This window comes from Amycolatopsis sp. cmx-4-54, assembly GCF_046548895.1.
In the GTDB taxonomy this organism is placed as follows: Bacteria; Actinomycetota; Actinomycetes; order Mycobacteriales; family Pseudonocardiaceae; genus Amycolatopsis.
The window spans coordinates 79641-100280 of the sequence record NZ_JAEBEJ010000021.1 but is presented as its reverse complement, the minus strand read 5'-3'; the positions used below and the strand labels follow the sequence as shown (position 1 = coordinate 100280).

19 protein-coding genes and 1 pseudogene are annotated in these 20640 nt (G+C 70.3%); 8 read left to right on the top strand and 12 right to left on the bottom strand.

Annotated elements, in window-relative coordinates:
* Window positions 1–229: hypothetical protein (locus tag ACLJQ7_RS41300; protein WP_410653639.1), on the top strand; the 229-nt coding region annotated here is incomplete at its 5' end.
* A pseudogene (locus ACLJQ7_RS41295) lies at window positions 139–1035 on the top strand (DMT family transporter); the annotation flags it as partial. The gene ACLJQ7_RS41300 and the pseudogene ACLJQ7_RS41295, both read left to right, overlap by 91 nt.
* On the opposite strand, the gene ACLJQ7_RS41290 reads toward ACLJQ7_RS41295, so the two are convergent.
* Window positions 1033–1488: an SRPBCC family protein gene (locus tag ACLJQ7_RS41290; RefSeq protein ID WP_410653632.1), complete on the bottom strand. Its 456-nt coding sequence runs from the start codon at window positions 1486–1488 to the stop codon at window positions 1033–1035. The pseudogene ACLJQ7_RS41295 and the gene ACLJQ7_RS41290 overlap by 3 nt on opposite strands.
* Before the next feature lie 43 nt (window positions 1489–1531).
* Here ACLJQ7_RS41290 and ACLJQ7_RS41285 point away from each other — a divergent pair, with 43 nt between their 5' ends.
* Window positions 1532–2113, top strand: a complete 582-nt coding sequence (locus ACLJQ7_RS41285) for a TetR/AcrR family transcriptional regulator (RefSeq protein WP_410653631.1) — start codon at window positions 1532–1534, stop codon at window positions 2111–2113.
* On the opposite strand, the gene ACLJQ7_RS41280 is transcribed toward ACLJQ7_RS41285, so the two are convergent.
* Window positions 2110–3507 carry a class II fumarate hydratase gene (locus tag ACLJQ7_RS41280; RefSeq protein ID WP_410653630.1) on the bottom strand — a complete coding sequence of 466 codons (1398 nt, stop codon included), beginning with the start codon at window positions 3505–3507 and terminating at the stop codon, window positions 2110–2112. The genes ACLJQ7_RS41285 and ACLJQ7_RS41280 overlap by 4 nt on opposite strands.
* A 113-nt stretch (window positions 3508–3620) precedes the next feature.
* Here ACLJQ7_RS41280 and ACLJQ7_RS41275 point away from each other — a divergent pair, with 113 nt between their 5' ends.
* Window positions 3621–4610, top strand: coding sequence for an NAD(P)/FAD-dependent oxidoreductase (locus ACLJQ7_RS41275; RefSeq protein WP_410653629.1), 990 nt, complete (start codon window positions 3621–3623; stop codon window positions 4608–4610).
* Window positions 4611–4671: 61 nt separating this feature from the next.
* Here the strand turns inward: ACLJQ7_RS41275 and ACLJQ7_RS41270 are convergent, their stop codons facing one another.
* From ACLJQ7_RS41270 to ACLJQ7_RS41245, 6 genes are all read right to left on the bottom strand, one after another.
* Window positions 4672–5442 carry a S1 family peptidase gene (locus ACLJQ7_RS41270; RefSeq protein ID WP_410653628.1) on the bottom strand — a complete coding sequence of 257 codons (771 nt, stop codon included), beginning with the start codon at window positions 5440–5442 and terminating at the stop codon, window positions 4672–4674.
* Between the two features lie 9 nt (window positions 5443–5451).
* Window positions 5452–6522, bottom strand: coding sequence for a class II fructose-bisphosphatase (gene glpX, locus ACLJQ7_RS41265; RefSeq protein WP_410653627.1), 1071 nt, complete (start codon window positions 6520–6522; stop codon window positions 5452–5454).
* A gap of 84 nt (window positions 6523–6606) precedes the next feature.
* Window positions 6607–6828 carry an exodeoxyribonuclease VII small subunit gene (locus tag ACLJQ7_RS41260; protein WP_125674025.1) on the bottom strand — a complete coding sequence of 74 codons (222 nt, stop codon included), beginning with the start codon at window positions 6826–6828 and terminating at the stop codon, window positions 6607–6609.
* Window positions 6825–7265, bottom strand: coding sequence for a hypothetical protein (locus ACLJQ7_RS41255; RefSeq protein ID WP_410653626.1), 441 nt, complete (start codon window positions 7263–7265; stop codon window positions 6825–6827). The genes ACLJQ7_RS41260 and ACLJQ7_RS41255 overlap by 4 nt, the downstream gene beginning before the upstream one ends.
* Entirely contained in the window at window positions 7262–8566 is a 1305-nt protein-coding gene (gene xseA, locus ACLJQ7_RS41250) for an exodeoxyribonuclease VII large subunit (protein ID WP_410653625.1), read from the bottom strand. Before xseA ends, ACLJQ7_RS41255 begins: the two co-directional genes overlap by 4 nt.
* Window positions 8563–9234 carry a lipid droplet-associated protein gene (locus ACLJQ7_RS41245; RefSeq protein ID WP_410653624.1) on the bottom strand — a complete coding sequence of 224 codons (672 nt, stop codon included), beginning with the start codon at window positions 9232–9234 and terminating at the stop codon, window positions 8563–8565. Before ACLJQ7_RS41245 ends, xseA begins: the two co-directional genes overlap by 4 nt.
* A gap of 151 nt (window positions 9235–9385) precedes the next feature.
* Here ACLJQ7_RS41245 and ACLJQ7_RS41240 point away from each other — a divergent pair, with 151 nt between their 5' ends.
* The gene (locus ACLJQ7_RS41240) at window positions 9386–10399 is read left to right on the top strand and encodes a 4-hydroxy-3-methylbut-2-enyl diphosphate reductase (protein WP_410653623.1); all 1014 of its coding nucleotides are present in this window, start codon (window positions 9386–9388) and stop codon (window positions 10397–10399) included.
* 106 nt (window positions 10400–10505) lie between these two features.
* Here ACLJQ7_RS41240 and ACLJQ7_RS41235 read toward each other — a convergent pair whose 3' ends face one another.
* Both ACLJQ7_RS41235 and rmuC read right to left on the bottom strand, forming a co-directional pair.
* Window positions 10506–11396 (bottom strand): DUF6542 domain-containing protein, encoded by an 891-nt coding sequence (locus ACLJQ7_RS41235; protein WP_410653622.1) that lies wholly within the window; start codon window positions 11394–11396, stop codon window positions 10506–10508.
* 637 nt (window positions 11397–12033) lie between these two features.
* Window positions 12034–12948, bottom strand: a complete 915-nt coding sequence (gene rmuC / locus ACLJQ7_RS41230; protein WP_410653621.1) for a DNA recombination protein RmuC — start codon at window positions 12946–12948, stop codon at window positions 12034–12036.
* 342 nt (window positions 12949–13290) lie between these two features.
* Between rmuC and ACLJQ7_RS41225 the strand changes: the two genes are divergently transcribed.
* Window positions 13291–14442, top strand: coding sequence for an exonuclease SbcCD subunit D (locus ACLJQ7_RS41225; protein ID WP_410653620.1), 1152 nt, complete (start codon window positions 13291–13293; stop codon window positions 14440–14442).
* A complete protein-coding gene (locus tag ACLJQ7_RS41220; protein ID WP_410653619.1) occupies window positions 14439–17390 on the top strand; it encodes an AAA family ATPase in 2952 nt (983 codons plus the stop codon). Before ACLJQ7_RS41225 ends, ACLJQ7_RS41220 begins: the two co-directional genes overlap by 4 nt.
* A gap of 83 nt (window positions 17391–17473) precedes the next feature.
* Here the strand turns inward: ACLJQ7_RS41220 and ACLJQ7_RS41215 are convergent, their stop codons facing one another.
* Window positions 17474–17974 (bottom strand): methylated-DNA--[protein]-cysteine S-methyltransferase, encoded by a 501-nt coding sequence (locus tag ACLJQ7_RS41215; RefSeq protein ID WP_410653618.1) that lies wholly within the window; start codon window positions 17972–17974, stop codon window positions 17474–17476.
* Entirely contained in the window at window positions 17974–19431 is a 1458-nt protein-coding gene (locus ACLJQ7_RS41210) for a DNA-3-methyladenine glycosylase 2 family protein (RefSeq protein ID WP_410653617.1), read from the bottom strand. The genes ACLJQ7_RS41215 and ACLJQ7_RS41210 overlap by 1 nt, the downstream gene beginning before the upstream one ends.
* Before the next feature lie 105 nt (window positions 19432–19536).
* On the opposite strand from ACLJQ7_RS41210, the gene ychF reads away from it, so the two are divergent.
* Window positions 19537–20619, top strand: coding sequence for a redox-regulated ATPase YchF (gene ychF / locus ACLJQ7_RS41205; protein WP_410653616.1), 1083 nt, complete (start codon window positions 19537–19539; stop codon window positions 20617–20619).
* The last annotated feature ends 21 nt before the right edge of the window (window positions 20620–20640 follow it).

Below are 20640 nucleotides of genomic sequence, written 5' to 3'. Positions count from 1 at the left end.
GATGCCTCAAAACCCACACCCACTACAACGAAACAACCGCCTGGACACACCACAACATAACCGGACAAACCAGGAAACAACCGACAGCCGCTTGACAACCAAAACCCAGGGATGTCTTCACGGACTTCCGGCCACCTTATGGACCGGTCAGGTGTGGGTGATTTGGCTCTTCGGTGTGGGCCAAAGAACCGGCATCGTGAAGGTATGGACAACGAACGAAGAGCCGTGACGATCGGCGTACTGGGGGTGCTGATCGTCGGCGCGTCCGTGCCGGTGACGGGAATGCTCGACGGGTACCCGGTGATCACCGGGCAGGCGCTGCGGTACGCGCTGGCGGGCGTCCTCCTGCTGGCGTGGGCGCGGCTGAGCGGACGCCCGTTGCCGTTGCCGGGCGCGCGCGACCTGCCGTCCCTGATCGCCCTCGCGGCGACCGGGATGATCGGTTTCCAGGCCTGCCTGCTGTTCGCGCAGCGCTACGCCGAACCCGGTCTGGTCGCCGCGTTCCTCGGCGGCACGCCGCTCGTGCTCGCGCTGGCGGGCCCGCTGGCCAAGGGGAAGCGGCCCTCGTGGGCGCCGGTGACCGGGGCGGTGCTCGCCGGACTCGGTATCGCCGTGCTCTCCGGCGGCGGCGCGGCGCGCTGGCAAGGGCTGGTACTCGCGGCGCTGGCCATGGTGTGCGAAGCACTCTTCACACTGCTCGCCGTCGGCGTGCTCGAAAGGCTCGGGCCCTTGGCGACCGCGACCTGGGGGTGTTTCGCCGCGGGCGTCGGCGGCGCGGTCGTCGGGACGATCGCCGACCCGTCCGGCGCCTGGGCGTGGCCGGACGGGCGTGAACTGATCGCGCTCGGCTACCTGACGGTCGTCGTCACCGCGATCGCGTTTCTTCTTTGGTACTCGGCGGTTTCGGCGCTGGGCGCGGACCGGGCCGGGGTGCTGGTCGGGCTGATGCCGGTCTCCGGTCTCGCCGTCGCGCTCCTGCTGGGCATGCAGGATTTCCGTTTCTCCCAAGTGATCGGGGTCGCGCTGGTGTCCTCAGGCGTCGTGATCGGCCTGCGCCGCCGCAAGTTCGCTGAGCCTGGCGCATTTGACGTCGAAGTGCTTGACGACGTCGCCACCGATGATCGCGACCATGACCGCGCGCATCGGGCCGGTGAGGGTGATCTCCTGGACGACCTCCGTCCCGCCGTCGACCTCGGTCAGGCTCAGCACGAGGTCCATGGCGCCCAAGGGAATCGGCTGCCGAAGGGCGATCTCGCGGTCCTCGGCCAGGGACGTGATCGTGAACGGCTCGGCGACCCGTGAGTGCACGCGGCCGCGGAATCCGTTCGGTACGAGGAAACCGGTCGAGCCCACCGCGGCGGGGCCGTGCAGTTCGACGCCGACGAGGTCGGGATCCCAGTCGGGCCACCGGGTGAAGTCGGCCAGCGGCGCCCAGAGCGCGGATGGCGGGCAAGGGAGGATTTCGCGGGAGGTTCTGGTCCAGGTCATACCCGGACGATATACGGAACTGCCAGTATCGTAAACTGTGGGCATGGCGAGAGGCAGGCCGAGGGAAGAAGGAATCGACGACGCGGTCCGCGAGGCCGTGCGGGCGTTGCTGACCGAATCCGGTTACCAGCGCTGCACGATCGACGCGGTCGCGGCGCGGGCGGGCGTCGGCAAGGCGGCGGTGTACCGGCGGTGGCGGTCCAAGGCGGAACTCGTGTTCGCGGCGGTGATCCATTCCGCCGAACTCGAACCGCCGTCGGACACCGGCTCGCTGCGAGGGGACGTGGCCGCGGTCCTCGAAGTGATTCAGTCCTCTTTGGACGGTGTGGAACTGCGGCAGGCGCTGCCTTCGCTGCTCGCCGACGTCCGGGCGGATCCCGCGCTGGAAACGCGGTTCGGCGAGGTGTTTCTCGGCCGCGAACGCGGCTATCTGGTCCAGATGCTGGATCGGGCCGTCGCGCGAGGGGAACTCTCGCGACGGCCCGATCCGGCTCTCGTGCACGCGATCCTGCTCGGCCCGGTGCTGACGTGGCTGCACCTGTTCACCGAGACACCGCCTTCGGGTGGGCTGGCGGCTTCGCTCGCCTCACCGCTTCATGCGGCTGTGGTCGCTCTCGGTGCTTAGCGGCCTCCGCGCGCCATGCGGAGTACGTCGAGAGCCTCGTCCAGCTGGGCCTCGGTGAGCTTGCCGTTCGCGACGTGGCCGCGTTCGATCACGACCTCGCGGATCGTCTTCAGCTCCTTGAGCGCTTGCTTCGCGATGGCGGCGGCCTCTTCGTAGCCGATGTAGGAGTTGAGCGGCGTCACGATCGACGGCGAACCCTCGGCGTACTCACGCGCGCGGTCGGCGTTCACCGTCACGCCCGCGAACACCTTGTCCGCCAGTAGTCGCGAGACCGCCGCGAGCAGCCGCGCCGATTCGAGCACGTTGCGCGCGATCACCGGCAGGTTCACGTTGAGCTGGAAGTTGCCCGCCGCGCCCGCGAAGGCCACCGCCGCGTCGTTGCCGATCACCTGGGCGACCACCTGCAGCGTCGCCTCCGGGATCACCGGGTTCACCTTGCCCGGCATGATCGACGAACCCGGCTGCAGATCCGGCAGCGCCAGTTCGGCGAGCCCGGTGCGCGGGCCGGAACCCAGCCAGCGCAGGTCGTTCGCGATCTTGTTCAGCGACACCGCGACCGTGCGCAGATGGCCGGACGTCTCGACGACGCTGTCCTGCGTCGCCTGCGCCTCGAAGTGGTCGCGCGCTTCAGTCAGCGGGAGGCCGGTCACCGAAGCCAGTTCCTGCGAGACGGCCGAGCCGAAGCCTTCGGGCGCGTTAAGCCCGGATCCGACCGCGGTCCCGCCGATCGGCAGTTCACCGAGTCGCGGCAGCCCCGACTTCAGCCGCTCGACCCCGAACCGGACCTGCGACGCCCACGCGCCCGCCTCCTGGCCGAAGGTGATCGGCACGGCGTCCATCAGATGCGTACGGCCGGACTTCACGATGTCCGCCCATTCGCCCGCCCGCGTCTCGATGGCGCCCGCCAGGTACTCCAGAGCAGGGATCACATCCGAGAGCACTGCTTCCGTCGCGGCGACGTGGATCGTCGTCGGGAAGGTGTCGTTCGAGGACTGCGAGGCGTTGACGTGGTCGTTCGGATGCACGTCGCGGCCCAGCGCCTTCGACGCGAGCGTGGCGATGACCTCGTTGGCGTTCATGTTCGACGAGGTCCCGGAACCGGTCTGGAATACGTCGATCGGGAAATGCGCGTCGTGCTTGCCTTCCGCGACCTCGTCCGCTGCCTTCGCGATGGCCTCGGCGACCTCGGCGTCCAGCACGCCGAGCCGCGCGTTGACCCGCGCCGCGGCGGCCTTCAGCAAGCCGAGCGCGCGGATCTGGGCGCGCTCCAGGCCCCGGCCGGAGATCGGGAAGTTCTCGACGGCGCGCTGCGTCTGCGCGCGGTAGAGGGCGTCGACGGGGACGCGCACCTCGCCCATGGTGTCGTGTTCGATCCGGTATTCCTGTTCAGCCATACCCCAAGTCTCGCGCAGGGTCTCCCGGCGCGCTCCGTGTCTTTCGGCACGCGAGGGCTAGGATCGAATGTGTTCTCGATCACGCCGCCCACCACCGGCCGGGAGAGTGCCGAATGAGCGAGTCCGCTGGGGAAACGTCGTACGACCTCGTCATCATCGGGGCGGGTCCGACGGGTCTGTTCGCCGCCTACTACGCGGGATTCCGCGGCCTTTCGATGGCCGTCGTGGATTCACTCCCGGAGGCGGGCGGACAGGTCACCGCGATGTACCCCGAAAAGATGATCTACGACGTCGGCGGCTTCGCCGAGATCCGTGGCCGCGATCTGGTGCGGGGCCTGCTCGATCAGGCGGCGCCGTTCGAACCCGCGTATCTGCTCGGACGCAAGGCCGAGAAACTCGAAAGCGTCGAGGGCGGCATCACCGTCACCCTCGACGGCGGCCAGGTCCTGCGCGCCGGCGCGGTGCTGATCACCGCCGGGATCGGCGAATTCACCCCGCGGCCGCTGCCCGCCGGCGACGGCTGGCTCGGGCGCGGCATGGTCCACTTCGTGCCCTCGTTGAAGGCGCACGAAGGGCAGCACGTGGTCGTCGTCGGCGGCGGGGACTCGGCGTTCGACTGGGTGCTCGCGCTGCACCCGGTCGCCGCGAGCGTCACCCTCGTGCACCGGCGCGCGAAGTTCCGCGCGGCCGAGTCGATCGTGCGGCAGGCGCGGGAACTCGGCGTGCGGATCGTCACCGACGCCGAGGTCACCCGGTTCCTCGACCGCGACGGCACGCTGACGGAGGTCGAGATCCAGGTCAAGGGCGCCGAACCCGAAATCCTGCGCGCCGGCTCGGTCGTCGCCGCGCTCGGCTTCACCGCGGATCTGGGGCCGATCGAAAGCTGGGGACTCCAGATCGACCACCGCGCGATCGCCGTCGACTCGACCATGGCGACCCCGCGGGAACGGGTCTACGCGGCGGGCGACGTCGCGGCGTATCCGGGGAAGGTGAAGCTGATCGCGACCGGATTCGGGGAAGCGGCGACGGCAGTGAACAACATCGCGGTCATGCTGGATCCGGACGCGCATCTGTTCCCTGGGCACTCCAGTAACGCGGAGTAGCGCGCGCAATGAAGGGGCCTTTCATAGCAAAATTTGCGATGAAAGGCCCCTTCATTGCACTTCAGGCGGGCGTACGAGGCGTGATCTTCTCCGCGATCCACTGCGCGTAGGCCACCACCGAAGTCGCGATCGACGGTGACGTCGCGCATACCGGATCCGCGTTGCCCGGACGGCTGATGACGCCCAGCAGCACCCACTTCTCGGCGACCTTGGCGATCTCCGGGCCGCCGGAATCGCCGTAGCACGAGCCCGTGTTCCCGCCGGGATTGTCGGTGCACAACTCGACGGCGCCGTCGAACTTCGCGGTGCAGCGCACGCCTTCGACGATCTTCGTGTCCAGCTGCCGTAGCTTCGCCGGACCCTTGCCACAGCCCGAAGTCGGGCACATCTGGCCCCAGCCGAGCAGCCGCGTCGGCGTTCCGGGCGCCACGACAGCGCCGATCGTGAGCGGCGCGGCCTTCGCCGGGGCGGCCAGCCGTACCAGGGCGAGATCACCGCCCGCGTGCTCGGGTTCGGGGTTGTAGGACGGGTTCACGATGATCTCGGCGAGCTTCGCGATTTCGCCGCCCTGGGTGTTGTCGACGCTGCCGATCCGCGCGCTCAGGTTCGCCGGGTTCTTGCCCTCGACACAGTGCCCGGCCGTCACCAGCCAATCCGCCGCGATCAGCGTCCCGGCACAGAAAGCCTTGCCGGAGGCCGAATGCAGGGACGCGATGAACGGATACGGCTCGTCGGCCTCTCTGCCGCCGACGAGGTCGCCCGCGCCCGTGGCCTGCCCGGCCGGCGTGAGGATCATCGCCGCGAGCAGGACCACGAGCACGCGCTTCAGCACGGTTTCTCCTTACGGGAGCGGGGGAACTACGTCGGCTTCCAGCGAATCGTCGAGGTGGCCGTCGAAGTTGACGGACGAGTACGAGCGAAGCTTGGTCAGCCGGTGGTAGCCGTCGATCATCCGGACCGTGCCGGACTTCGAGCGCATCACGATCGACTGGGTCGTCGCGCCGCCCGCGCGGTAGTGCACGCCGCGTAGCAGGTCGCCGTCGGTGACGCCGGTGGCGCAGAAGAACACGTTGTCGCCGCGGACGAGGTCGTCGTTGCCGAGCACGCGGTCGAGGTCGTGGCCCGCGGCCAGCGCCTTCTCGCGTTCCGCGTCGTCCTTCGGCCACAGGCGGCCCTGCAGTTCGCCGCCGAGACACTTCATCGCGCAGGCCGCGATGATGCCTTCGGGGGTGCCGCCGATGCCGAGCAGCATGTCGACGCCGGTGCTCGGGCGGGCCGCGGCGATCGCGCCCGCGACATCACCGTCGGAGATGAAGCGGATCCGGGCGCCCGCCTCGCGGACCTCCTTGATCAGCTTTTCGTGCCGCGGCCGGTCGAGGATGCACACGGTCACGTCGGAGACGCTGGAGTTCTTGGCCTTCGCGACCCGGCGGATGTTCTCCGCGACCGGGGCGGCCAGGTCGACCTTGCCGGCGGCGTCCGGGCCGACGGCGAGCTTCTCCATGTAGAACACCGCGGACGGGTCGAACATCGCGCCGCGTTCGGCGACCGCGAGCACGGCGAGCGCGTTCGGCATGCCCTTGGCCATCAGGGTCGTCCCGTCGACCGGGTCGACCGCGACGTCGCAGTCCGGCCCGTCGCCGTTGCCGACCTCTTCCCCGTTGAACAGCATCGGGGCTTCGTCCTTCTCGCCTTCGCCGATGACGACGACACCGCGCATCGACACGGTCGAGACCAGCTGGCGCATCGCGTCCACGGCGGCACCGTCCCCGCCGATCTTGTCCCCGCGCCCCACCCAGCGGCCCGCGGCCATCGCGGCGGCTTCGGTCACGCGGACCAATTCCATCGCGAGGTTGCGATCAGGGGCTTCAGGGCGTCGAGAAGAGCTGGCGGACGAGGTGGGGGTGGGCATGAGGCCTCCCGGGTCAGGAACTCGGCGGGGTCCCAGTCTCTCAGATACCCACGGTGGTTCGGTGGCTCAGGAGCATGGTGAACGTCACTGACCGTTGCCGGTCTCGTCTTCGACGGAGGAAAGCGCCGCCTCGATCCGCTCGCGAGCGCCCTCGAGGTGGTGCTCGCAGACCTTCGCCAGCTGCTCGCCCTTCTCCCACAGGGCGAGCGACTGCTCCAGGGACAGCCCGCCCGCTTCGAGTTCGCGGACGACCTCCACGAGCCTGTCGCGGGCTTGTTCGTAGCCGAGTTCGGCGGTCTCGCTCACGCTGTGCTTCCTTCTACCGGACGTCGGTGCTTGCCGATACCCGCGCACACTACCGCGCCGGCCATGGCGTTGTCGTAACCCACGAAGGCGAGAGCGAACTCCTGTCCGTCACCCTCCGCGATCGCCGCGACCAGGTTCTCCTGGGCCCGCGCCACCCGTTTGCGGTGCATGGTGCCGCCCGCGAACCACCATCGGGTGCCGACGTGCTCGGCCGTCGCTTCGGAGAGTTTGCGCAGCTGGGCGTCGAGACCGCGCTTCGTGGAGAGCGGTGCCGATGAGCCCTCGGCGGAAAAGAGTGCCTCGGCCTGGCACCCCGCCAGCAACACGGTCCAGCACTCGGCGGCCGCGTGGTCGGTCAGCAGCGCGTTGCGCAGCACCTCGGGCGCGTCGGCACGTCTCGCGGCGTCGATGGTCAAAGGAAGAAAACTCGCCGTCAACTAAGCTCCTCCGCCGCACCCTGTACCGATGCGTCCTCGGCGGAAAAGAGTGCCTCGGACGTAACGACGGCGCCGAGCGCGCCGTCGACCACGCGGACGCGCAGTTCCGCGCCGTCCGCGACTTCGGAGACGGACCGGAGTACCTGGAGGTTGCCTTCCGCGTCGGTGTACTGCACCACGGCGTAGCCGCGTTCGAGGGTCGCCGCCGGGCCGAGCGCGGTCAGCCGCGCGCGGGCACTGGCGATCTCGGCCTGGTCCTTCGCGAGCAGTGTGAGCATCGCGCGCCGCCCGCGTTCGCGGTGGATCTCGACGTCGTCGGAGCGCCGCTGGACCGGGCCGAGCGGGTCGGCGAGCACGGGTCGGCTGCGCATCTGGTTCAGCAGCCTGACTTGGGTGTCCACCCAGCCGTGCAGCGCGCGGCGGCCGCGATCGCGCATCTGGTGGACGCGCTGGGTCTCCTCGCGCACGTCGGGCACGATCCGCTTGCTGGCGTCGGTCGGCGTCGAGCAGCGGAGATCGGCGACGTGGTCGAGCAGCGGGGTGTCGGGCTCGTGCCCGATGGCGCTGACCACAGGCGTCCCGGCCGCGGACACGGCGCGGCACAGCGCTTCGTCGGAGAACGGCAGCAGGTCTTCCACGCTGCCGCCGCCGCGCGCGATCACGATGACGTCGACATCCGGGTCACGGTCCAGTTTGGACAGTGCCTGGAGGATCTGCGGGACGGCGAGCGAACCCTGCACGGCGGTGTTGATCACCTTGAACGCGACATGCGGCCAGCGCGACTGCGCGTTCACCAGCACGTCGCGTTCGGCGGCGGACGCGCGTCCGGTGATCAGCCCGATTCCCCTTGGCAGGAAAGGGATCTTGCGTTTGCGCTCCGGCGCGAACAGGCCCTCGGCCGCCAGCAGCCGCCGCAGCCGCTCGATCCTGGCGAGCAGTTCGCCGATGCCGACCGCGCGGATCTCGTTGGCGCGCAGGCTCAGCGAACCGCGGTTCATGAAGAACGTCGGCTTCGCGTGCACCACGACGCTCGCGCCCTCGCGCAGGGGAGGTTCGATCGTGCGCAACAAGCCCATCGGGCAGGTCACCGACATCGAGACGTCCGCCGACGGATCGCGCAGCGTCAGGAACGCGGTGTTGGTGCCCTGGCGGGCCGAGATCTGCGTGACCTGACCTTCGACCCAGACCGCGCCGAGCCGGTTGATCCACTCACCGACCTTGCGGGCGACCGTGCGGACCGGCCACGGGTTTTCGGCGGTGGTGGACGGGCCCGCCGCCGCGGAGGTGGGTTCGGCGCTCACTGGCCTTCCGCGCTGTCGCCGTCGCTGCCGGCCTTCTTCACGTTCCCGATGCGACGCGCGAGCATGCCGACGAACGACGGCCGGTCGGCGTTCGCGCGTTCGTAGGTCAGCAGCTCTTCCAGCTGCGCGAGGTCGAACCGGCGCAGGCGGGCACGCAGCTGCGGCAGGGTGAGCGTGTCGTAGTCGTCCAGCCCGGCGGGCTTCGCATCGACGAGCGCCGCGGAACTGTCGAACTCGCCGTCGGCGTGGTCCTCGGCGAGCGCGCGCTCCTCCTCGGCCCATGGGTCGTCGGTGAGGGCTTCGAGTTCATCGCGAACACCGAGGTGGCCGTTGGTCTCGGAGCGCGGCTCGGGGACGTCGGGCTCCTCCCGGAGCGGGATGACGCACGAGTCGCGTTCGTACCTGCGTTCACCGAGGTCCGGCGGGAGATCTTCGTCGAACGTGGCCCAGCTCGGCGTGTCCTCGACCGGGCGGAGACCCGACAGCGCGTCGTCGCCCTTGATCGCGAGTTCGGTGACGTGCTGCTGCACGCGCATGGAGAACTGGAGCACCTGGCTGACCACCGTGACGGGGAGCCCGGTGAGCTGCTTGGGAAGTTCGCGAACCCGCTCGGCGGTGGTGACGGCGAGGCCCGCGGCGACCCGGAGGGGGAGCGGGAGAGGCTTCATGCGTCTAGCCTGCCGTATTTGGTCCATCCTGCCCAACCGAACGGGTGGGTCGGCTCACCGGACGTGACTCCACGCACATCCTTTCGAGGGGTTCCCTGGTCACCTGAACGTGAGTGTGAGGACCCCCCGGGGCAGCCCGTACCCTGGGGTCATGAGTTCTGCGAGTCCCGGAATCACGCCCGCCGGCAGTCCGACGATCACCGAGTCCGGTGTGCCGGCAGGTGGCAAACGTGTCCTGCTCGCCAAGCCACGCGGCTACTGCGCGGGTGTCGACCGCGCGGTCATCGCCGTCGAAAAGGCGCTCGAGCTTTACGGCGCACCGGTGTACGTGCGCAAGGAGATCGTGCACAACCGGCACGTCGTGGAGACGCTGCGCGACCGCGGCGTGATCTTCGTCGACGAGACCTCCGAGGTGCCCGAGGGCGAACTGGTGGTGTTCTCCGCGCACGGCGTCTCGCCCGCGGTGCACGCCGAGGCGGCCGAGCGCAACCTGCGGACCATCGACGCGACCTGCCCGCTCGTGACGAAGGTGCACAAGGAAGTCAACCGGTTCGCGAAGGACGACTACGACATCCTGCTGATCGGTCACGAAGGCCACGAAGAGGTCGAAGGCACGGCCGGCGAGGCTCCCGACAAGGTGCAGCTCGTCGACACCGCCGAGGACGTCGACAAGGTCGAGGTCCGCGACCCGTCGAAGGTCATCTGGCTGTCGCAGACCACCCTTTCGGTGGACGAGACCATGGAGCGCGTCGATCAGCTGCGGGACAAGTTCCCCGGCCTGGCCGACCCGCCCAGCGACGACATCTGCTACGCCACCACGAACCGCCAGGTCGCGGTCAAGGCCATGGCCGCCGAATGCGACCTGGTCCTGGTGGTCGGCTCGACGAACTCGTCCAACTCGAAGCGGCTGGTCGAGGTCGCGCTGAAGGCGGGGGCGCGCGCGTCGCACCTGGTCGACTTCGCGCACGAAGTCGACGAAGCCTGGCTCGAAGGCGTCGAGACCGTCGGCGTCACCAGCGGTGCTTCGGTGCCGGAGGTGCTGGTCATGGACCTGCTGGCGTGGCTGGCCGAGCGTGGCTGGGGCAACGTCGACGAGGTCACCACGGCCAATGAGAAGATCGCGTTCGCGCTGCCGCACGAGCTGCGCAAGGCCGCCAAGGCCTGACACCCGCTACGAAAAAGGGCCGTCCGAGGAGTTCCTCGGGCGGCCCTTCTTTTGATCGGGCTCAAGCGCTGGTCAGCGGCTCAAGTGGTAGCAAAGGTCCCTTGCTTCACCGCTCGTCGTCCCACGGGCGGCGGCGCGGCGGCTGCCCACCACGGCGCGGATCGCCCGCGCCCGGCGGACGGCGGCGCGGGGCACCGGGGGCGCTTTCGTCACGAGGGTCGCGACGGCGCGATTCGCCGTCTTCCGGCGGACGTGGCCGCCGGGGCTGACGTCCCGGGGGAGGCGGTTTGCGGGCGCCTGGTTCGGCGTCGCGGCGGGGACGCCGCTCGTCGTCGACCGGGCGGCGGCGGGGCGGCGCACCGTCACGCGGCGCGCCCTCTCGCGGGGCACCGCGGCGGGAAGGCGGGGGCGGGGTCTGACCGGTCCGGGACGCGGGACGGCCACGGCCCGGCGCGGCGGCCGCGGCGGGCCGGGCGGCGGGCTTGCCCTCGTCGCGACGTTCCGGTTTGGTACCCGGCTTCACCTTCACCGGGGCGTCGGGATCGCGCTCGCGGTAGATCCGGAAGAAGCCGATCGCCAAGGTGAGGCCGGTGGTGATGGCCATCGTCGGGAAGCCGTTGATCAGCGGCGTGCCGACGTCGAAGGCTCTCGAGAGCAGGTCCGTGCCCTTGCTGCCGTCCGAGGTCAGGAGGATGACCCCCGGGACGGTCACGGCGAGGACCAGGGGCGGCTGCACCATCGGGCCGAACAGCCCGCGGCGCTGGACGGCCACCACGGCGGCCACCGCGCCGAGCGCATAGCAGGCCTTGAACAGCAGGCCCAGGTCCTTCTGCATCATCATGTCGACGAAGGCGCCAAGGATGGCGAGCCCGAAGCCCACCAGCACGGCCGCCCACCAGGGCAGCCCTCGCCTGGCGCCGACGAGCGGACGCTCGTCCCAGGCAACGGGGACGTCGTCGGCATCAGGATCGCTCTGGCGATCGCGAATCGCGGTCACAGGTCCCACCGTATATCCAAGCTGCGGGCATACCGCCAACAGGCGGTGTGTCTATCGCCTGGTAGTGGTCATTCCGGACCACCCGGACGGACTGTCCGGGTGTTTACCGGAAGTACTACGCGTGAGGACACGACAAGGTTGTCAGGCCAGGTGAAATGGAGCCTCCGATTCCGGTAATCGCAGGTGGGACGGCCGGCGTCTGCGATACCCGCCGCGCGTGCCCTCCCGGAAGTACGTGAAGGCCCCCTTCCTTGCGCCTAGGTACATGAAGGGGGCCTTCACGTCCTGGGGGAGGGGTTCTTCACGCGCCGTCAACGGAGCTGATGGTGTGCTGGGGCGGTCAGGCGGTCGGCCATCAGGTGTGCGCGCCACTGCTCGGCGTGGGGTCGTGAGTGTTCGGGTCCGCAGGGCCGACCGTGTCCGAGGTTCTGTTGCCGGTGCGCGGGTGGTTTCGCGTGACTGGATGGACGACACAGGTGACTGGATGGACGACACGTGTGACTGGACGGACAACACATGTGACTGGATGGACGACTCGCGGCGGAAACCCCGGCCGCGCCGTGCCGTCCGGTCTGTCGGCACGCGAAGCCGCAGCTGGGCGTGGGGGGCGTGAGTGGGTTTTGGGTCGTCACAGCACTTACGAGGCCGGGAGTTCGTCCGCCTTCCTGATCAGCGGGACCGGCGCGGGGCTGCCCGCGGCGTCGGTCAGCGGCGAGACCGTGCTCCGGAAGCTCTCGAGCGCCTCCAGCTCCCGCCGCCGGGCCGAGATGAAGCGCTGCAGGTGGGTGCTCGACAGGTTCAGCGCGTCGACCGCGTTGCCCGCGGCCCGGTGCGCGGCCGCGGCGCCCGCTCGGACCTGCTCGACGTCCTCGACCAGCGCCCGTTCGGTGGCGGCGAACAGCGCGGCGGACGCCAGTACGGCGAACCCCGTCGGCCCGCAGAGGAAGACCCGCCGGTCCAGCATCCAGCGCAGCAGTTCCGGGTCGGTGTCCAGCGCGGCGACCACGGCCGCGTCGGACGGGACGAACATGATCGTCCCGTAGATCGCGTCGGCCCAGCGCTGATAGCCCTTGCCCGCCAGCTCGGCCGCCCGCGACCGGAGCTGCCGGACGTGGACGCGCAACGCGTCCAGCCGTTCGTCGGGGTCGTCGGTCTCGACGGCCTCGGCCCAGCAGGCCATGCTCGCCTTCGCGTCCACCGGCACGGTCCGGCCGCCACCGACCCGCAGCACCATGTCCGGTTTCGCGGCGCCGCCGCCCGCCAGGTCCGTTTGCAGCGTGAAGTGCAACTCCTCGCGGAGCCCGAGCGCGCGTGCGGTCTCCAGGAGGACCTGCTCGCCCAGCTCGCCGCGGCCGCTGATCGAGGCGAACGCGACCTCGTACCGGCGCAACGCGAGCTGCTGCTGATCGGCCTTCGCCCGCTCGGCCACGACCTGTTTCGCCGCCGCGTCCGCCCGCCGCATGCCGTCGTTGTACAGCCGCCACAGCAACGCGACGGCCGCGAGCAGCAGCGTCGCGAGCACGACGGCCGCGGTGGTGATCACCGTCGCCACCGGTACCTCCCCTCCGGATCCTGGTGTCGTGCACCGGAATGCGGCACATAATCCGGCGGCCCAGCTTCCCGCTGGCGGTGTCGCCGGTCCGCCCGAGTACGACCCGGTACGAGGACGAACCGGCAACACCGCCAGCGGAAACCTGGATCCACCGCCTTACGCACCGCATTTCCGGTGCACGACACGTGTCGGGGACATCATGGCGGAACCCACCGACAAAACCGGAACAGCCCGGTCGTGCTCCGTATCTGACCTGCGCCGTCCCCGGCGTGTCGGAAAGCGCGGTGCCGTCAAGGGCGCGCCTCCCCTCTCCGGCCGGTGCGCGGCCCTACCTTGGGCTGCGTGAAGCTCCTGCACACGTCCGACTGGCATATCGGCCGTACCTTCCACGGCGCCGATCTGCTCGCCGAGCAGGAAACCGTGCTCGGCCATCTCGCCGACCTAGTGGCCGCCGAGTCGGTCGACGTCGTGCTCGTGTCCGGGGACATCTACGACCGCGCGGTGCCCTCGGCGGAGGCCGTCCGCGTGGCCACGACCGCGCTGGGCAGGATTCGCCAGGCCGGGGCGGAACTGGTGATGACTCCCGGCAACCACGATTCCGCGCCGCGGCTGGGCGCGTTCGCCGAGTTCGCCGCGGCGGGCGGGTTGCACCTGCGCGCCACGATCGACGGGCTCGCCGAGCCGGTGCTGATGTCCGACGAGCACGGCGAGGTCGCCCTCTACGGGATCCCGTACCTCGAACCGGAGCCCGCGCGGCACGCCCTCGGTGTACCCGAGGCCCGCGGCCACACCGGCGTCCTCACCGAGGCGATGCGGCGGGTCCGGGCGGATCTCGCCGGACGGCCGTCCGGCACGCGGTCGGTGGTGCTCGCGCACGCCTTCGTCACCGGCGGCGAACCCACCGAATCCGAGCGGACCATCGCGGTCGGCGGCGTCGAGCAGGTGCCGGGTTCGGTGTTCGACGGGGTCGACTACGTCGCGCTGGGCCATCTGCACGGCCCGCAGACCCTCGCCGAGCACCTGCGCTATTCGGGCAGTCCGCTGGCGTACTCGTTTTCCGAGACACGCCAACGGAAATCTGTCTGGCTGGTGGAGCTCGGCGCCGACGGGCTCGCCGAGGTCCGGCGTCATGAGCTGCCGGTGCCGCGCCACCTCGCGATGCTGCGCGGCGAGCTGGCCGATCTCCTTTCGGATCCGGAGCACGACGGCCTCACCGAACACTTCCTCTCCTTCACCGTCACCGACCGGGTCCGCCCGATCGACGCCATGCGCAAGCTGCGCGAGCGGTTTCCGTACGCGGTGCACATGGACTGGCAGCCGGAAGGCGGGCACGACGGTGTCGCGCTGAAGTACGCCGAAGCCGTCCGCGGGCGGTCCGACGTCGAGATCACCCGTAGTTTCCTGGAGGACTGCCGCGGATCCGCGCCGTCGGAGCGCGAGGAGCGGCTGGTGCTGGCGGCGCTGGGCGCGGCGGGCAGGGAGCGCGAAGTATGAGGTTGCACCGGTTGGAGGTCGCCGCTTTCGGTCCGTACGCGGGCCGCCAGGTGGTGGACTTCGACGTGCTCGGCGCCGACGGGCTGTTCCTGCTGCACGGTGACACCGGCGCTGGGAAGACAACGCTGCTCGACGCGATCGCGTTCGCGTTGTTCGGCACCGTCCCGGGCGCGCGGGGCGAGGTCAAACGGCTGCGTTGCGACCTCGCCGAGCCCGACCAGGTCACCGAGGTCGTCCTGGAACTGACCGTGCAGGGCCAGCGGATGCGGATCGCGCGCAACCCCGAGTACCAGCGCCCGAAGCGCCGTGGCGAGGGGATGACCCTCCAGCAGGCGAAGGCGGTGCTGAGCTGGGTCGGCACGGTCCCCGCCGGGCACGTGGCCGAGGGCATCACGCGGATCGACGAGGTCGCGCGCACGATCGAGCGGCTCATCGGCATGACGCACGAGCAGTTCTTCCAGGTGGTCCTGTTGCCGCAGGGCGAATTCGCGCGGTTCCTGCGTGCGAACACGGCCGAACGGGAGGAGTTGCTGGAGCGGCTGTTCGGCACCGAGCGCTTCTCCGACGTCGAGAACTGGTTCGCGAATCTGCGTGCCGAACGCGGCCGCGAGTTGCAGGCGCGGCAGCAGACGCTGCGGGAGTGGGTCGCGCGGTTCGCTCAGGTCGCGGGCCGGGAAGCGCCCGAGGAAGGGCAGGCCGAGTGGGTCGGGGAGGTGCTCGCCGAGTCGGCACGGCGCGTTACCGAGGCACAGGAACGCGACACGAAGGCGCGCACGGCGGCCAAGAAGGCCGAAGCGGTCTGGCAGGAGAACCGGTCCACCGCCGAACGAATCCGCCGGGTGCGTACGGCGTACACGCGGTTGTCGGTGATCGCCGAGCAGGCGGGCCAGCGCGCGGAGTGGGCGGAAGAAGTCGAGGCGGCTCATCGCGCGGCGGGCGTCATCGCGGAGGCGGATCTCCTTGATCGCAGGTTGGATCAGCTCGCGGAGGCCGAAGCAGCCGAGGCGCTCCGGGCTCAGGAAGTGCCGGACGCGGCGGAGAGTTCGGCCGCTGAGCTTCGCGCCCGCGCCGGCGGGTTGCGGGAAGAGGCGGGCGCGCTCGCCGAACTCGTGGCGGAAAGCGAGCAGCAGCAACGGGACCTCGTCCGCCGCGAGCAGCTGAACGCCACCGCTGAGAAGGCGAAGAAACAGGCCGAGGACTTCGCCGCCGAGCTGGGCGCGGCGCCGGAGAAGGTCGCGGCTTTGCGGGCCGAAGCGGCTGCTGCCGCCGAAGCCGAAGCGAAGCTCGACGGCGCCCGCTCTCGTGTCGACGAGCTGACCGCGCTGGCTCGCGACGCCGAAGAGGTGCCCAAGACACGGCAGGCCGTCGAGCGGGCGCGTGCCGCGGTCAGCGAGGCCGTGGACGGCCATCAGCAGGCCCGTCAGCACCGGCTGGATCTGCGCGAACGGCGTCTCGAAGGAATGGCGGCCGAACTCGCCGCCGGTCTCCACGCGGGCGAGGACTGCCCGGTCTGCGGGTCGGCGGAGCACCCGTCGCCGGCGACGCACACCGGTGGCTTGGTCGACCCCGAGGACGAACGCCGCGCCGAAGCCGCGGAACAGCAGGCGCACGCGCGGCGCGAGAAAACGAAAGCCGCGTTGCAGGAGACTGAAAACCGCCTGACCGTCCTGGTCGAGCGATTGGGCGAGCACACCGCCGAGACACTGCGGGCCGGGCTCGCCGAAGCACGCGACCTGGTCTCCACGCTGTCGGAGACGGCTCGCCGGAAGCCTGCTCTCGAGACGCGGCTCCTCGAATCGGAACGGAAGATCGAGCAGCTGACCGACCAGCGCGGGGAGGCCGAACGCCGCGCGGTCGAGGTCGCGACCGAGGTACGCGGGCTGACCGAGCGCCTGGCCGAGCGCGAGCGCCGGTTGGAGGCCGCGCGCGGCGAGTTCGCCGACGTCGCCGCCCGGCGGCGTCATCTGCTCGGCGTCGCGACCCGCCTCGACGCGCTGGCCGAAGCGCGGCTGGCCGTCGCGGGCGCCCGTGAGCGCCGTGACGAGCAAGCGAAACTGGTCAAGAAAGCGTTGCAGGCCAAGGGTTTCGCGGACCTCGACGAGATGCGCGCCGCGGCGCGGCCGGACGAGCAGATCACGAAACTGGAAGCCAGCCTCGCCGACGCGAACGTGATGGAGCGGGCCGCCCGCGAGGAACTCGCGCAGCCCGAGTTGTTCGGCATCTCGCCGGAGGACGAGATCGACGTCGGCGCGTCGGCGGACGCGGCGCAGGACACGCGAGCCGAGGCCGAGCAGGCCTTCGCGGCACTGCGGACGGCGAAGACACGGCACACGGACCTGACCGGGCTGGCCGAGCGGATGACGGCCTCGATGACGGAACTGGCGCCGGTCGAAGAGGGGTATCTCGAACTGAAGGCGCTGGCGGAGGTGGTCAACGGTCGCGGGCAGAACGCGCGGAAGATGTCGCTCCGCTCGTACGTTCTAGCCGCGAGGCTGGAGGAGGTCGCGGTCGCGGCGACGGCTCGCCTGCGGACGATGAGCCAGGGCCGCTACTCCTTCGTGCATTCCGACGCGGCCGGGGCGCGGGGCACCCGCGGCGGGCTCGGCCTCGACGTGCTGGACGACTACTCCGGCACCATCCGGCCCGCGAAGACGCTTTCGGGCGGTGAGTCCTTCCTAGCGTCACTCTCGCTGGCCCTGGGCCTCGCTGACGTCGTCGCCGCCGAAACCGGCGGAGCGCTGCTGGACACGCTGTTCATCGACGAGGGCTTCGGCACGCTGGACGCCGAGACGCTCGACATCGTCATGAACATCCTCGACGAGCTTCGCGCCGGCGGTCGTGTGGTCGGGCTGGTGTCGCACGTGGAGGAGCTGCGGCAGCGGATCCCGACGCGGCTGCGGATCCGGAAGTCGCGTACGGGCTCCTCGGTGGAGATCCACGCCGCCTGACCCTGCCCGCGCGCTAGGAAAGGCTCTTTCCTTGCAAAATTTGCAAGGAAAGGACCTTTCATGGCGTCCGGTGGGGGACGAGATCAGGCGGCTTCGTGCGTCAGCAGCCACTGCTTCGCCGGGACGCCCCACCGGAAGTTCCCCACGCCGCCGCCGGTCCGCACCACGCGGTGGCACGGCACGAACAACGCCGCGGCGTTCTTCGCGCAGGCCGACGCGGCCGCCCGCACCGCCGTCGGATTCCCCGCCAGCGCCGCGTACTCCGCGTAGCTGACCGGCTCGCCCGCGGGCACCTTCCGCAGGATTTCCCAAGCGTGCTCCCGGAAAGCACCGGACCGCTGCCGCACCTCGACATCGGCGACCACGTCCAGGTCGCCGTCGTGGTAGCGGCGGATCGCGGTGCTCACCGGACCCAGGTCCCGTCGCTGCTTCACTTCGCCGGGGGCCAGCGAAGGCGAGATCAACGGCGTCAATTCGCCGACGTCACCGGTCCAGCCCGAGGCGAGCACGGCCCCGTCGCCCGCCACCACGGCGGTGAACGGGCCGATTCTGGTGTCCATTGTGGACCAATACGCGATGCTCATCATTCTCCCTTTTCGGCGCGCCACAGGTACATGCCGGCGTACGAGGACCAGGGCTGCCAGGCCCGTCCGCGTTCGGCCAGCGTCGTTTCGTCGTCCGTGATGCCCAGCGCGGCCGCTCCCCGGCGCAGTGCCGGATCACCGGTCAGCAGGACGTCCGGCGTGCCCAGCACGCGCATCAGGACGTAGTCCGCGGTACCGGGGTCGATCCCCGGGACGTCCAGCAGTTCCGCCCGCAGCTCCCCGGGATCGCGGCCGACGTGGACCGCCACCCCGTCCGCCAGCGCGCGGGCCACCCCGGCCACGCGTTCCGGTCCGTGTTCGGCGACCTGGGCCGCCGTCGGGAACAGCGTGGTCAGTCCGTCCAGCGACTCGTCGCAGCTGGGCAGGCGTTCGCCGAGTGCGTCGGCGACCGCGGCCGTCTCGGCGGGCGACAGCAGCGCGCGCAGCACGAGCTCGTCACCGTCGACGGCGCCGGGCACCCGGATGCCGGGGATCGCCTCGACCAGCGGCGCGAGGGCCGGGTCTGCCCCGAGCACCCGCGCGACCGCCTCGGGGTCGGCGTCGAGGTCGAGCAGCCGCCGCACCCTGGCCACCGCGCTGCTGAGGTCGCGCAGGTCGGTGAGCCGCAGGTCGCAGCGGACGTGGTCGTCCTTCGCCGTCAGCCACACGACACCGGGGCCGTGCGCGAGCCGCAGCGTGCGCCCGTAGCCGGTCACTCCGGAATCGTCGCGCGTCACGTGCTCGACGCCGGGGACGGCTTGGCCGGCCAGGAAGTTCAGCACCCCGTTCGCGTCGAACGGCTTGCGGAACGGCAACCGCAGGCTCAACCGGGTCCCGGTCGGCAACTCCTCGGCCTTACGGCGACGCAGGCTCGCCGCGCGAAGCTGCGAAGGCGTCGTCGCGAAGACCTCCCGGATCGTTTCGTTGAACTGGCGGACGCTGGAGAAGCCCGCGGCGAACGCGACGTCGGTCAGCGGGAGCCCGGACATCTCGATCAGCAGCCGCGCCGAGTGCGCCCGATGGGCCCTCGCCAGCGCCAGCGGTCCGGCACCGAGCTCCGAGGTGAGGACGCGGCCGAGTTGCCGCTCGGAATAGCCGAGCCGCCGCGCGAGCCCCGGGACACCGTCGCGTTCGACGGTCCCGTCCGAGATCAGCCGCATCGCCCGTGCGGCGAGGTCGGCCCGGATGTCCCAGTCGGGCGAGCCGGGGACGGCGTCGGGCAGGCAACGGCGGCAGGCGCGGAAGCCGTTGGCCTGCGCGGCCGCCGACGTCGGGTAGAAGCGGACGTTCTGCTGCTTCGGCGTCGACGCCGGGCACGACGGGCGGCAGTAGATCCCGGTGGTGGCGACGGCCATGATGAACTGGCCGTCGAACCGGGAGTCACGGGCGGCGACGGCGCGGTAACACCGTTCGGTGTCGCGCCACACGGCCCGTTCGGCCAGGGTCTGCTCGGTCATGACATCGATCGTGCCACCAGGTCGGGGGGTCGGCTGGCGGAAATCCGACACGGCGATCAAGGCCTCGGCGGATGGGGCGGCGGGCGGCACGTAGACTTCTGGCCCGTGAGTCTCACCCTCGGCATCGTCGGCCTGCCCAACGTCGGCAAGTCCACCCTGTTCAACGCGCTGACCCGCAACGACGTGCTCGCGGCGAACTACCCGTTCGCCACGATCGAGCCCAACGTCGGTGTCGTGCCGCTGCCGGACCCGCGGCTGGACCGGCTCGCCGAGGTCTTCGCCTCCGAGCGGATCGTGCCCGCCGTCGTGTCCTTTGTGGACATCGCGGGCATCGTGAAGGGTGCCTCCGAGGGTGCCGGCCTCGGCAACAAGTTCCTCGCGAACATCCGCGAGGCCAACGCGATCTGCCAGGTCGTCCGCGTCTTCGACGACCCGGACGTGATCCACGTCGACGACCGGGTCGACCCGGGCAGCGACATCGAGACGATCAACACCGAGCTGATCCTCGCCGACCTGCAGACCCTGGAGAAGGCGCTGCCGCGGCTGGAGAAGGAAGCGCGGACGAAGAAGGAGAACAAGCCCGCGCTCGACAACGCCCAGAAGGCGAAGGAGATCCTCGACGCCGGGCGCACCCTCTTCCAGGCGCAGAAGGAGGTCGACTTCGAGGCCCTGCGCGAGCTGAGCCTGCTCACCACGAAGCCGTTCCTCTACGTCTTCAACGCCGACGAAGGCATCCTCACCGACGACTCGCGCCGCGAGGAGCTGGCCAAACTGGTCGCCCCGGCCGACGCGGTGTTCCTCGACGCCAAGGTCGAAGCCGAACTGCTCGAACTGGACGACGAGGAGTCCGTGCGCGAGCTGCTCGAATCCGTCGGCCAGCACGAGCCGGGCCTCTACTCGCTCGCGCGCGCCGGCTTCCACACCCTCGGCCTGCAGACGTACCTGACCGCGGGGCCCAAGGAGTCGCGCGCCTGGACGATCCCGCAGGGCGCGACCGCGCCGCAGGCCGCGGGCGTCATCCACACCGACTTCGAGCGCGGCTTCATCAAGGCCGAGGTCGTGTCCTTCGCCGATCTGATGGAGCACGGCTCCATGGCCGCCGCCCGGTCCGCGGGCAAGGTGCGCATGGAGGGCAAGGACTACGTCATGTCGGACGGCGACGTGGTGGAGTTCCGCTTCAACGTCTGATCGAACTTGATCATGATACCG

Coding starts and splice junctions, on each gene's coding strand:
- ACLJQ7_RS41275 (WP_410653629.1), top strand. CDS start 3,621: ATGAGCGAGTCCGCTGGGGAAACGTCGTACGACCTCGTCATCATCGGG.
- ACLJQ7_RS41240 (WP_410653623.1), top strand. CDS start 9,386: ATGAGTTCTGCGAGTCCCGGAATCACGCCCGCCGGCAGTCCGACGATC.
- ACLJQ7_RS41210 (WP_410653617.1), bottom strand. CDS start 19,431: ATGACCGAGCAGACCCTGGCCGAACGGGCCGTGTGGCGCGACACCGAA.
- ACLJQ7_RS41285 (WP_410653631.1), top strand. CDS start 1,532: ATGGCGAGAGGCAGGCCGAGGGAAGAAGGAATCGACGACGCGGTCCGC.
- ACLJQ7_RS41215 (WP_410653618.1), bottom strand. CDS start 17,974: ATGAGCATCGCGTATTGGTCCACAATGGACACCAGAATCGGCCCGTTC.
- glpX (WP_410653627.1), bottom strand. CDS start 6,522: ATGCCCACCCCCACCTCGTCCGCCAGCTCTTCTCGACGCCCTGAAGCC.
- ACLJQ7_RS41290 (WP_410653632.1), bottom strand. CDS start 1,488: ATGACCTGGACCAGAACCTCCCGCGAAATCCTCCCTTGCCCGCCATCC.
- ACLJQ7_RS41245 (WP_410653624.1), bottom strand. CDS start 9,234: ATGAAGCCTCTCCCGCTCCCCCTCCGGGTCGCCGCGGGCCTCGCCGTC.
- ACLJQ7_RS41280 (WP_410653630.1), bottom strand. CDS start 3,507: ATGGCTGAACAGGAATACCGGATCGAACACGACACCATGGGCGAGGTG.
- ACLJQ7_RS41220 (WP_410653619.1), top strand. CDS start 14,439: ATGAGGTTGCACCGGTTGGAGGTCGCCGCTTTCGGTCCGTACGCGGGC.